Here is a 13,139-nt window from a genome sequence, read left to right as displayed (position 1 = left end):
GTAGAAGATGCCCCTCGACAACGGAGCGCAAATTTACGGATGTTGAGGGGTATTGTCAATACTAAATTCACAAAAAATCACTGTTCGCTCATAAATACGGCAATTGCGCCGGTATGACGGACATGTTCGAGGGGATCCTTAGCATTGAGGCCCATTTCATGCCATTGGGCCAGGCACAACTCCAGTGTTGCCAACGCATCATCCAGCGCATTGTGTGCTGGTGCAGGAGGCAATCCCAATCGCTGACGACAGCCGGCCAGTGTCAGCGCATTGGGCGCCGGTGGCCGTTGCTGCTTATCGAGCTGATATTTCGCCAGCAGCAAGGTATCCACGCACACCACATCCGGAAACACGACCTTGAGTTTACTGGCGGCGCGCTGGATAACCCCCCAATCGAGCTGATGATTGTGAAACACCAGCACGTGAGTACGGGCCAGTTCCGCCAATCGTTGCAACGAGTCCTTAACCCCTTGTCCCTGCACGATGGTTTCTTCCGTCAGTCCATGTACCACTGGTGATTGGTTCAGGTTCGCTTTGGTGCGGGTGACCTGATAGTAGCAACTCGACAACTGAATACGGCGATGCTCTGCCGCAACCCAACCGACAGACAAAATGCGCGATGTGGTCAAATCCAGAGACGTCAGCTCAAGATCCACCGCCAACAAGGGCAGTGACCAGACAGGCACGCCCTGCCAGTGCTCAGGCAGCGGTGTTTTTACGCCAAACCAGCGGGACAATATCCCCATCACCCCATCCCGCCGGAGAACTTCATTACGGCGCCTTGCTGGGCCCTTTTGATGGCCTGGAAGGCGGCTTTCAGCTGGTGACGTTCAATCGATGACAACTGACTGACGCTGACCAGATTATCAGTAACGTTGTTGTCCAACTGGTGGCGCCAGCGCAGGCGATTGAGGAACAACCAGATATCCCGCAGATTGTTGGCGTCCTTTTCAGCCAAACCTGCGTCGGCGGGCAGTTCGCGCAAGCGGGCCAGGGTCGATGGCATGCCCAAACCCTGTGCCAATGCATACAATCGCACCAGGTTGTTGATAATGGCCACCGCGTTAACTTTCAGATCGATACAGTCTGACGGGGTGTGGTCCTTGGCATAGACAAATTTCTGGAACATCGATAGCGGCACACTGACTTCATTGGCGTGACGTGCCAGAGCGGCAAGAAACATCGATTGTTGCAACAAAGGACGACGGGCATCCTGCAATCGGGCGAACAGGTCACTGTCGCCAGCCACCGAACGTACATCCAGGAAGATATTGAAATGCATGATTGCTTTTGGGGTCGGCGATTGCACCCATCGCCGCGCCTCTGCAACCGCCTGGTCGAGGCTGAGACGTAAGTCCGGGTTCATCGCCATGATGTTGCCGTTGCACAACTTAATGCCGCATTTGGCCAACCCCTGACAGACATATTCACTCATGTCAGCAAAATAGGCAGCCTCCTGTTCATCCGGTTCACGCTCCAACAGCAAGCCATTGTCCTGATCAGAACCCATGGTCTGGTCTTCCCTGGCCTGAGACCCATACACCAACCAGCAAAAATCAAACGGTGGCGTACCGTGTTGTTGTTGATAGAAGGTGATCAATCGCCGGGTCATGATATCCGTGGCCTGTGCCAACACTTTGCCGGCAACGTCAAAGTCACCGAGCCGTCGCGCATGCTTGGCAAAATAGTGCGGCAATTGCCAGGATAGCCGAGTCAACGCGTATAAGGACGGCGCTTTGGCCAGTTCATCGAGTACGAACAACACATTGCCCCGCTGGTGACGGATCATGTCGCTGGCAGTGAGGATCCCCACCGGTTGTCCGTTGGCGCGATCAATCACGGGCAGATGGTGGATATTGTTTTCGGTCATCTGGCACAAGGCATCAAACAACGTCCGCTGTTGCTCGATACTGGCAGGCTCAGGGGTCATGATCGCCGACAGCGGATTGTCCGTGGCCAAGTTTTCAGCCACCACCCGATTGCGCAAATCCCTGTCAGTAATGATACCCACCAACTGGTCCTGCGCGGTGATCAGCAAACTGGAGACCCGATTCTGCGCCATACACTGCGCACCTTCGAGGATGGATTTATGTTGCTCCATGGCAATCGGCGGACCGGTCAGTACATCCACAATGGGCTTGTGCAGCCACATGGATTTAGAGGTCGCAACAGCCTCGTTTTGCAGCTCTTCTTTGGCGTATTGCTGAAAAAAGCGTGCAACCCCCGGATACCCATCACAACACTGCTCGAAGGTGTCCTTGGGAAAACAATACACCAGACCGGCTTTGTCGACGGTGATCTCAATCTCATGTTGCAGATCATTGGTCAGGTTGGTAACACCGAAGTAATCGCCCTCACTGACGTGTCGTTCTGCCTGATCCGAGTCTTTGACCGAGAACTGACCACTGTGGATCAAAAACAGTTGCGCCCTGGCAAGGTTGAGTAGCGCAATAGAAGCTTCGTCGCTGACGTACACCAGTACCGCTTTGTGTGCCAGGTGTTGCATGGCATCGTCACCCAGTTGATCAAAGGGTGCCGAACTGCGCAATACGTCCAATGTTTGTTGAGGCAATGCCGTCATGCTGTTTTCCAACGTAAAAAGGCCCGGCAAAGCCGGGCCAGATTCAGGTTTTAATCCTTAGTGTGACTGGGCTTCCCCCGCACCTTTAGGATAGCGGATATCTTCCACCAGTTGCTGGATTTCTTCCGGGGCTTCATTGGTCATTTTATACACCACATACGCCACCACAAAGTTCAGCACCATACCCAGCGTACCGATACCTTCTGGTGAAATACCGAACCACCAGTTGGCAGGCACATTGGCTGCAGGATTTACAAACTTGAAGTAGATGATGTACGCAGCAGTAAAACCAATACCCGCCAACATACCGGCAATCGCGCCTTTGTTGTTCATCTGCTTGAAGAAAATACCCATGATAATGGCCGGGAAGAAAGACGACGCGGCCAGTCCGAACGCGAAGGCAACCACCTGTGCCACGAACCCGGGCGGATTGATCCCGAAGTAACCGGCGATGGCAATCGCCACACCCGCCGCCAGGCGCGCATAGAATAGCTCTTGTCGGTCGGTGATGTTGGGTGCCAGGTTCCGTTTCAGCAAGTCATGGGACACTGAGGTTGAAATCACCAACAACAGACCGGCAGATGTCGACAGAGCCGCAGCAATACCACCCGCGGCAACCAGGGCAATGACCCAGGCTGGCAGATTCGCGATTTCGGGGTTAGCCAGTACCATGATGTCGCGATCCACTTTCATTTCATTGCGATCATCACCGGAATAAAACATCTTGCCGTCGTTGTTTTTGTCATCCCAGCTGATCAAACCGGTTTTTTCCCAGTTCTTAATCCAGCTCGGTGCATTGGCATAGTCTGTACCCGTCTGTTCGGTGCCGTTAATGGTCTCGATCATATTGACCCGGGCAAATGACGCCAGCGAAGGAGCAGTGGTGTACAGGATAGCAATGAACAACAATGCCCAACCGGCGCTGTAGCGAGCATCACGCACTTTAGGTACGGTGAAGAAACGTACAATCACGTGTGGCAGACCTGCCGTACCGACCATCAATGCTGCGGTGATACAGAACACGTCAATCATGCTCTTCGTGCCCGAGGTATACTCATTGAACCCGAGTTCCGTCGATAATCCATCGAGTTTCTCAAGCAGATGGACCCCCGAGCCATCAGCCAAGGTTGCACCGAATCCGGTTTGCGGCAGGAAGTGACCGGTCACCATGATAGAGATAAACACAGCGGGTACCAGATAGGCAAAAATCAACACGCAGTATTGCGCCACCTGGGTATACGTGATCCCCTTCATGCCGCCAAGTACGGTGTAGAAGAACACAATGGCCATACCGATGACCACACCGGTGACGATGTCCACTTCCAGGAAGCGACTGAACACAACACCAACGCCGCGCATCTGACCTGCGACATAGGTAAAGCACACGAAAATGGCACAAATGACCGCAACCGTACGGGCAGTCTGTGAATAGTAGCGGTCACCGATAAAGTCCGGCACGGTAAACTTGCCGAATTTACGCAGGTAGGGTGCCAGACAAAGCGCCAGCAACACGTAGCCCCCGGTCCAGCCGAGGAGATACACCGCACCGTCATAACCCATGAACGAAATCAAACCGGCCATCGAGATAAACGAGGCGGCAGACATCCAGTCAGCAGCGGTTGCCATACCGTTAGCAATGGGGTGAACCCCACCACCGGCAACATAGAAATCAGTGGTTGAACCGGCACGGGCCCAGATGGCGATGCCGATGTACAGCGCAAACGAGGCGCCAACGATAATAAACGTTAACAGTTGAATATCCATCAGACGCTCCTACTCTTCGTCTACGCCGTAGCGCTTGTCAATTTCGTTCATTTTTTTGACGTACACAAAGATCAACGCCACAAACACGTAAATGGCACCTTGCTGGGCAAACCAGAAGCCCAGTTTGAAGCCAAAGAACTGAATGTTGTTCAACACGTCGACCAATAGGATGCCGCATCCAAAGGACACCACAAACCATATCGCCAGCAGCTTGAGCACCAGAGAGATGTTATCTTTCCAGTAGGCCACCTTATCTTCTTCTGTTTTAAAGGCCATGTTTGATTCCTCTATCAAAACCGTTCGAGCACAGGTTGTTGCCCCTTGCTGCTTAACGACCGTTTGCGGAACGCGCAGTGCTGGAGCGTGGGTATAACTGTAGACTGGACACTGGTCGGCGAAAATCAGACCTTGGTCGTAGGGGTCGTAAGCCTGATTGGCGGTATGCTAGAGTAGTTTTGAGACCTAAACAGGAGCAATGTCGTGGCGTTAAGTTGGATGGTATTGGCGTTTGCCTATCTGGCGGGGTTGTTCTGGTTGGCTCGTTGGGGCGATAGCAGTTCACCGCTGGCGCGCAAACTCACCTCCCACCCGCTGGTCTACTCGCTGGCGCTGGCGATCTATTGTACCGCCTGGACGTTTTTTGGCGCGGTGGGTGAAGCCAGTCGTAACGCCTGGCAGTACCTTCCCATCATGCTCGGCCCGATATTGCTCTACACCCTGGGATACCGCTTTATCCATAAACTGACGCTGGTCAGTAAGAAACAACATATCACCACCATCGCCGACTTTATTTCTTCCCGCTATGGCAAGCGCCAGACGGTTGCTTTGCTGGTCACGCTGATCGCCCTGTTAGCCACCATCCCCTATGTCGCGCTGCAGCTCAAAGCCATCGGTGCGGCGTTTCAGGTCGTTTCAACCCAGAGTGAAGGCCAGGTTGTAGTGATGCTGGCCACCTTGTTCATGGCCGCGTTTTCGATTTATTTCGGTACTCAACGTACCGATGTTACCGAATATCGCCGCGGCCTGATGCTGGCGATCGCCTTTGAGTCGAGTATCAAGCTGCTGGCGCTGATTGCGATTGCAGCGGTCGCCTACGTCATGTGGAAACAGCAGGGCAATACTAATTTGATGGCCGCCTACACCACGCCGCAGGCGTTTGGAATTTTCACATCTTTTCCGTTTGTCGCACAGACCATCATGGCCGCCGCCGCGGTGATCTGTTTGCCACGCCAATTCCACGTCGCCGTGATCGACAACCTCAGCCTGCACCACCTCAAAACGGCCCGCTGGGTTTTCCCCGGTTACTTGCTGATCATTTCACTGGTGATCCCGATTCTGGCCAGTGTTGGCACAACGTTATTGGGTCAAACCAGCCTTGAACCAGATACCTATGTGCTGGGGCTGGCGAATCTGGCCGATTCTATCTTGTTGCAAATGCTGGTGTTTGTGGGTGGACTGTCAGCAGCCACCGCCATGATCATCGTCGCCACCCTGACGCTCAGCACCATGTTAACCAACGACGTTATTCTGCCCCGACTGCTGGCGTTTAATAACGATGACAAGAACAAAGTCAGCATGGGTAAGCACATTCTGGCCATTCGTCGGGTGGTGATTGGCGTGCTGTTGTTGTTGGCCTATCTTTACTACCAGCAAATGACCAACAGCCGTTCGCTGGCCTCCATCGGTCTGATTGCGTTTTCACTGGTCATCCAACTTCTGCCGGCCATCGTTGGCGGCTTGTACTGGAAAAGGGGCCATGCGCACGGTGTGTACGCCGGACTCATCACCGGTGTCTGCACCTGGCTATTGTGGCTATTCCTGCCATTGATGGACGGTCAGCCCAGCGTACAGTGGCACAATGAGACCCTGTCGCAGGGTGCCATCATCAGCCTGGTAACCAATGCCTTTGCCTATGGGTTGTTTTCCTATTTTGCCCCCAGCCGCCTGATTGACAGGATCCAGGCCCAGGCGTTTGTTTCGCCTCGCGAGCATCAGGTTGCATCCACCAAAAAGTCTCTGACTAGCGCAACTGTCGCTGACTTGCTGACCCTGCTGACCACCTTTCTTGGCGAAAGTCGCTGTCAGCTGCTGGTTGAAGACTATCAGCGACGGGCCGACATCACCCAGTGGCAGGATGACGCACCACCGGAGCCTTCGTTTATTGCGTTTTGCGAGCGGGCCCTTGGCGGTGTGTTGGGTGGTTCAAGCGCCAAAGCATTGATTGACAGCGTGCTCAGCGGCAAAAAGCTGGGCTTTGAGGAGGTGGTGAACTTTTTTGATGACACCACACAGGCGCTACAATTCAATACCAGCGCCCTGTTCACGTCGATTGAAAGCCTTGATCAGGGGATCAGTGTGGTCGACAAGGACCTCAACCTGGTGGCGTGGAACAAACGCTACCTTGAGCTGTTTGATTACCCGGATGACATGATCAGTGTCGGCACCCCCATTGAGCGACTGGTACGATACAATGCCATTCGCGGTGAATGCGGGGTTGGCGATATTGATGAGCTGGTCAGCCGCCGACTGGAACACATGCGCGAAGGACATCCGCACCGGTTTTTGCGTCAACGCAGCGACGGCAAAGTGATCGAAATGGTCGGCAACCCGTTGCCCGGTGGCGGGTTTGTTACCAGCTTCAGTGACGTCACAGAGCACATTGAATTACAAGAAGCACTGAAAGAATCCAACATCGATCTGGAAAACCGCATCCGCCAGCGCGGTGAGGAAGTGCAGGCCATCAACGCTGAATTACGAACCGAAATTGAACGCCGTGCTGAATTGGAAAAAGCCCTGGTATCGGCTCGTAAAGTCGCCGAGCAGGCCAATGCCAGCAAAACCCGGTTTCTGGCCCTGGCCAGCCACGACATCCTGCAACCGCTGAATGCGGCAAAATTGTACTTGTCCGCATTGGATGAAATGCCAATGAACAAAGAGGCGACTGAAACACTGGCCAAACTGTCCAGCAGCGTGAATGCCAGTGAAACCCTGATAGCGACCTTACTCGACATTGCGCGTCTGGATCAGGGTGAATTGCCACTGCACATCAAACCCCTGTCACTGAAGCAATTGCTGACGCCGCTGGCCAGCGAATTCGCGATGCAGGCGCAGCGCAAGGGGCTGCACTTTCGTGCCCGGATACCGGACATCTGGGTTAACGCTGACAAAACCTATGTGTACCGTATTGTGCAGAACCTATTGTCGAACGCGATCAAATACACCGTCAGCGGGCGGGTGTTGCTGCAGGTTAGCCGTCATGATCAACAGGTAACCATCAGAGTCTGGGACTCCGGCGTGGGGATCTCCAATCACGAGCAATCTCAGGTCTTCAATGACTTTTACCGCGTCGGCGACAGTCAGGAGCACGGTGTAGGCCTGGGATTAGGCGTGGTGAGTCGGCTGGCTGAGAAACTCGGTGCACCGTTGCACCTGCAATCAACCCTCGGCCGTGGCAGTTGCTTTTCGGTGACCCTTGAGCAGGCACCGGCCGAGGTGAAGACAGCAACCGTTGCGTCGGCGCCCGCCTCGATGCTACAAGGACTGCAGGTGTTGGTGGTGGATGACAAGCGCGAGAACCTGGATGCCATGCAGACCCTACTGAACAAATGGGGTGTTAGTGCTCACTTAGCCGCCACGCAAGACCTGGCAAAGGAAATCGTCGCGCGCAGCCCGGTGGAAGTTGCCTTGGTCGACTTCCACCTGGGCAGCGACATTGATGGCCTGCAATTGGTCGCTCAATTGCGCAAACAGCAAGATAGCCACTTGCCAGCGGTGCTGATCACTGCCAACCAGGACGGCGAATTGTCGCGCCAGTGCCATGAACAAGATGTGCACTTTTTGGCTAAACCGGTTAAACCGGCCAAGTTACGTGCTTTACTGCAGTCTTTGCGTCAGGCCGCCAATCAGCAAGCTCAGGCGTCGGCCCCTGCGCCGTTGAAATGAACCAACAAAGGCTCCAGATGCGACGCGAAGTTACGCCATTGCTGCATGCCGCTGCGATAAATCGGTTGACGAACCTGTTCAGCACTGGGCGTTTTGATCGCCCGTTGGGTCTCATAGAAGGTCAGACACCCTGACTCAAAGGGCAGTTTGCAGTGAGCCAACAAGCGGCGCACCTGCCCTTCCAGATCATCAATCACCTCTTCGTGCTGTACCCGCAGAACCTTGCCGGGCAGAACCTCATCCCAGTGCTGCATCAGGCGCTGGTAGGCTTTGTAGTAACGGGCAATATCATCCAGATCATAGGTAAACTCCTGCCCTTCGCCAAACAATTGCTTGAAGCCCGAGAAACAGCACGCCATGGGATCCCGTCGCGCATCAATGATGGTGGCATTGGGCAGCATCAGGTGGATAAGCCCGACGTGCAAAAAGTTATTCGGCATTTTGTCCACAAACAACGGCGCCTGCTGTCGATAAGCGCGGGTCTGTTCAAGGTATTGTTGACCGAACCGGGCAAACAGGTCGGTCTGAATCTCTCGCAGGTTCTCCGGGTAGCCCGGTGCTTTTTGTCCCAACCGCGAGGCCTGCGCGAGAACATGGTGCAGCTCCATGGTGCCATCGACCTGGGAATGGGAAGACAGGATCTGTTCAAGCAATGTGGAGCCCGCCCGCGGCAGGCCAACCACGAAAATCGGATCCGGCGCATCGGTTCCAGCGCCTTTATGACGCTCAAACAGTTGCTTATCGCATGCGGCAATGGTGCGCTCCACCTGCTGCTCAATGGCCTGGATAGCGAAACCACTGTTTTGTCGCTTGAGGCGGTTTCCTTTGGCGTAACAGCTGAAAGCGCGATCGTACTCCCGTTTGTCTTCCCAACCTTTGCCCATCGCAAACTGCAGCGGAATGCTATCCTCGAGCGACAATTCGCCACTGGCAGTATGCGCCATTTGCGCCAGTTGCTGATCATCAAACCGGTAGGTTTTCATGTTTGCCAGGCTCCAGTACGCATCACCGAATGTGGGCTCGCAGGCAATCGCCTGCTGGTAGGCCTTTATCGCATCGGCGGTACGCCCGAGTGCCTTGTATGCATGTCCCAGCAACACTTTTAGGCCGGCACGCTCAGGGGCAGCAGCAATCAGTTGTTGGTAGGCAAGAATGGCGTCTTCGATGCGCCCCACGCCAACCCAGGCAGTCGCTCTGGCTGTCAGGTAGTGAGGATTGTCCGGTTGTGCCACCAGCAACTGTTCAATGTGTTCCAACGCCTCGGCAAAACGTCCCAGTTTGGCTAATACACCCGCCAGGTCGCTGCGTGCCTGCTGGTTTTCAGGGTCTAGCGCGACACAACTGTCGAGAATGAATTCGGCCTCCAGCAGGGCCTTTCGACGCACCGCAATCTGCGCCAGGATGATCAAGCCTTGTGGATCGTGCTTGTGTTGTTGCAAATAGCGCCGGCAAACCTGATCGGCCTGCGACAATTGCCCCTCAAACATCAAATCCAGTGCCCCCAACAGTGGTGGTGGCAATTGGCCAAGGTAATTAACCTGCTCGGTGGCCATCATCAACGCAGTATCGTTGTCCTGGGCCTGATAGAGGGTTTTCAACTCCCGCCAGCTGGACAACAGCGCCGGATTACTCTGACAGGCGCGGTAGAAGTGCCAGGCGGCAGCTTTGCATTGTCCTTGGGCCTTGAACAAATAACCCTTTTCCTGATGCCCCCGGGCATGTTCAGGAAGCCGAGTGAGTAAGTCGTCCAGGGTCGCATGTGCATCTGTTAGAGCACCGGCAATACGTTGCGCAACCGCTTTGAGGTACAGCAACGGGGGTTTCTCGGCATCCGTCGCACCGGCGAGGTGCTGATCGGCCAGCGCAATGGCGCCGTTCACATCCGCTTGCTGCAAGCGTTGCTGAATTTGTCGTTCAATAGAAGACGTCTGAGTCACGGTAATCCTTGTATCTTGTGCATGCTAGTGTGCCCGAGCCGACACAAAAAAGGCAAGCCGAAGCCTGCCTTTCACAAATGCCCCAGCGGGCCCTAGAAGTAGTCGTAAGACACCCGCACACCGGCAGTGCGTGGGCGGTTGGTGACCACTTTGGGAGTGAATTGCTGGGTGTCCACATTCAGGATCGCGCTCTCGTCGGTAAGATTGTCGATAAAGAACTCGACTTTCCACTCGTCCTTAGTGAAGCCGACAGCAACATTGGCTATCACATAGCTGTCCTGTACGTAACGCCCCCCTTTGAAGGTCTGACCGTTGGAGTCCGCATACGTCACACCTTCGTATACCGCGGCTTCCTGCTCGATAGACAAACCAGAACCGACACCGTAGACCAGGCGAGTGGTATCTTCGAGCACGTAAGCATCCATGGTCATACCGGCCAGACGGTCACCGGTATACGCAATCGAGCCGTTGACATACCCTTCCATGCCATTGTCCAGTTCGAAGTAGTAACGGGCGCGCAAGTTGCCCGAGAACTCTGCCGAAAACGGCAAACGGCTTCCTTCGGGAATGGCGATGCCCTGCAATTCAGCATTGGTGCGGGTTAGCTCCGTATCCAGCCAGCTGAACGCACTGTTGATGACCAGGTTGTCGGTTGCCAGCCAGGTGATATCGGCATCCAAACCGCGAATTTCCGCATCCCCGACGTTATCGGTAAAGACCAGGAAACTGATGTTGGTGGGATCGAAGCGCGAGGTCTGCAAATCGGTGATTTCAGAGTAGTACGCTGTTGCATTGACACGCAGAATACCGTCCAGGAAATCACCTTTGAGGCCCAGCTCATAGTTATCCAGGGTATCGGTGGTGGAGTAAACCGGAATGCGGAAACCATCAAAGGCGCCGTTCTGATTCGAAGCCAAGCCACCACCAACACGGTTGGTCACCGGTGGACGGAAGCCCTCGGAGTAGGTAGCAAATAGCAACACATCGTCATTCACTTTCCAGTCGATGGACGCTTTGAGGATGGTATCGTCGACCGTCAGGGTGCCGTCGTCATCCAGCAATTCGACTTCCAACTGACCATTGGCAATGGCTTGTTCTACCAGGGCAGGATCTTCACCTACCGCAATCAATTCATCCGCATTCTGGGTGGCAAACGCGCGAATACGACGACTCACGTCAACCGTAGTGGTCGAGCCTTTAAAGGTGTCATCGATTTCGTACCAACGGGCACCCAGGCTGGCAGTCACGCTGTCGGTGACATCGAACTCAAACTGCCCGAACACAGCAATCTGATCGATGCTGTGGGTAATGTCATTAACAAAACTGACGTCAGACTCAAACGGTCCGCCGTTGCTGTTGATGCCTTCAGTGCCTACGGTGGTGCGGTTCAGATCAGAGAAAAAGCCCAGGTCGGTGTTACCGAGCTGGAATTTGCCCACTGTATTGAGCTCCTGTTCATCAAAGAAAACCCCTGCAGTGACGCGCCAGCGCTCGGCACTGTCGGTGTTAACGCGGAACTCATGGGTGACCCGTGAGGTCTGGGTGTCTTCCTTGTACCACTTGGTCGGATCCAGACAACGCTCATCCGCAGGTGTAGCCGCTTCATAGTGATTACACACATAGTAGGCGGCAAACAATCCACCGTTGGTATAGCCGGTGTAGTCAATGGTGGAATCGATATCCCGATCCAGATAGCCACCGGTATAGACCAGTTCGAGCTTGTCCAGCCGCCCTTCCAGGGTCCAGGTGGTCAGGCCAAAATCATCATCGTTATCTTCCGGCACAAACCGGTTGGCACTGCTTTCCCCGTCAAGGTTAGGGTCATAGGCAAAGACGCCTTCGGTGGCCAAGGTTTGCTGGGTATGCTGTACCAGCAAGTCCCAATCATCATTGAAGCGATAGGACAGGCCCAATCGAGCACCGGTGTAGCTGGCATCGTTAAAATCCTCTTCGACCAGAGAATCATTGATCGGCGACTCAACCGGCGTGTTCTGCGGATCACTCAACACGCCACCGGAGATGCGGTCAATCACCACCGCACTGCCGATATAACCACCCTCTCCGGGCACATTCAGCACATTATCGATCCAGCCTCCCTGTACTTCATTGTACATGGCCAGACGTACAGCCAGGTCATCGGTCGGGGTAAAGTTCATGTAGGCTTCTGCAGAGTTACTCATTTCACCGCCTTTGGTGAAACTGATGCTGCCGTCAAAGCCCGCGCTAAAACCGGTGTGGTCAGGCTTCTTGGTGATCATACGTACCGTACCTGACTGTGAACTGGCACCGAACAGCGTACCCTGTGGGCCAGGCAACACTTCTACCCGCTCCATATCGGTGGCATAAATATCCAGATTACGCCCCTGCATGGATACGGGTTGTTCGTCCAGGTAAAAGGCCACAGAGGGCTGCAAGGCCTGAACAGTCGATACTGCAATGCTTGTCTGTGTGGTGGCTGCGCCGCGAATGTAAATTTCGTTCTGACCGGGGCCTGTCCCTTGGAATACCACGTTTGGCAGGAATTCAACGTAATCCTGGAAGTTGTCCACGCCAAGGTTTTCCAGCGCCTCGCCGTTAAGGGCGGTAACAGACACAGGAATGTCCTGAATCGACTCGGTACGTTTACGGGCGGTAACTTCGATGGTTTCTATCTGGGCTTTTGCGCCGGTTTCCTGTGCAGTCGCGACATGAGGCGCTGCCAATGCGGCTATGATGGCACAACTTAGCTTGGTCTTTCGCATGGGTAAAGATCCTCGGTTGAGTGTGACAAGATTTTAAATTGTGTTCTTTTTATTCGTCCTGAACAGATTCATTGTACGTCAAATCCACAAAAAAAACAGGCCACACTGACAGTTACGCTGAAGCAACGTTGGCGCAACGACAGAGAAAAAGGGCTGAAGAACCGGTTCAATACG

General features: G+C 54.3%; 7 protein-coding genes. 1 reads left to right on the top strand and 6 read right to left on the bottom strand.

Annotation, left to right across the window (positions count from 1 at the left end):
• Positions 1-77: 77 nt before the first annotated feature.
• From LJ739_RS08975 to LJ739_RS08960, 4 genes are read right to left on the bottom strand one after another with little or no spacing between them, the layout of a single operon-like run.
• Entirely contained in the window at positions 78-746 is a 669-nt protein-coding gene (locus tag LJ739_RS08975; protein ID WP_229159581.1) for a 3'-5' exonuclease, read from the bottom strand.
• Positions 746-2,581 (bottom strand): DUF294 nucleotidyltransferase-like domain-containing protein, encoded by a 1,836-nt coding sequence (locus tag LJ739_RS08970; protein WP_229159578.1) that lies wholly within the window; start codon positions 2,579-2,581, stop codon positions 746-748. Before LJ739_RS08970 ends, LJ739_RS08975 begins: the two co-directional genes overlap by 1 nt.
• 57 nt (positions 2,582-2,638) lie before the next feature.
• The gene (locus LJ739_RS08965; protein ID WP_229159576.1) at positions 2,639-4,345 is read right to left on the bottom strand and encodes a sodium:solute symporter family protein; all 1,707 of its coding nucleotides are present in this window, start codon (positions 4,343-4,345) and stop codon (positions 2,639-2,641) included.
• A gap of 9 nt (positions 4,346-4,354) precedes the next feature.
• On the bottom strand, positions 4,355-4,621 hold the full coding sequence (locus tag LJ739_RS08960) for a DUF4212 domain-containing protein (RefSeq protein ID WP_229159575.1): 267 nt from the start codon (positions 4,619-4,621) through the stop codon (positions 4,355-4,357).
• Positions 4,622-4,825: 204 nt separating this feature from the next.
• Between LJ739_RS08960 and LJ739_RS08955 the strand changes: the two genes are divergently transcribed.
• Positions 4,826-8,287, top strand: a complete 3,462-nt coding sequence (locus tag LJ739_RS08955; RefSeq protein WP_229159572.1) for a PAS domain-containing hybrid sensor histidine kinase/response regulator — start codon at positions 4,826-4,828, stop codon at positions 8,285-8,287.
• Here LJ739_RS08955 and LJ739_RS08950 read toward each other — a convergent pair.
• Both LJ739_RS08950 and LJ739_RS08945 read right to left on the bottom strand, forming a co-directional pair.
• Positions 8,257-10,230: a sulfotransferase gene (locus LJ739_RS08950; RefSeq protein ID WP_407646777.1), complete on the bottom strand. Its 1,974-nt coding sequence runs from the start codon at positions 10,228-10,230 to the stop codon at positions 8,257-8,259. The two genes, LJ739_RS08955 and LJ739_RS08950, sit on opposite strands and share 31 nt — an antisense overlap.
• 86 nt (positions 10,231-10,316) lie before the next feature.
• Positions 10,317-12,965: a TonB-dependent receptor gene (locus tag LJ739_RS08945; protein ID WP_229159568.1), complete on the bottom strand. Its 2,649-nt coding sequence runs from the start codon at positions 12,963-12,965 to the stop codon at positions 10,317-10,319.
• Between the last annotated feature and the right edge of the window lie 174 nt (positions 12,966-13,139).

Origin of the sequence: Fluctibacter halophilus (assembly GCF_020687825.1) — a bacterium.
Classification (GTDB): Bacteria; Pseudomonadota; Gammaproteobacteria; order Enterobacterales; family Alteromonadaceae; genus Fluctibacter; species Fluctibacter halophilus.
Note: the sequence above shows the minus strand (reverse complement) of the source record. Positions and strands in the feature narration are given on the sequence as shown.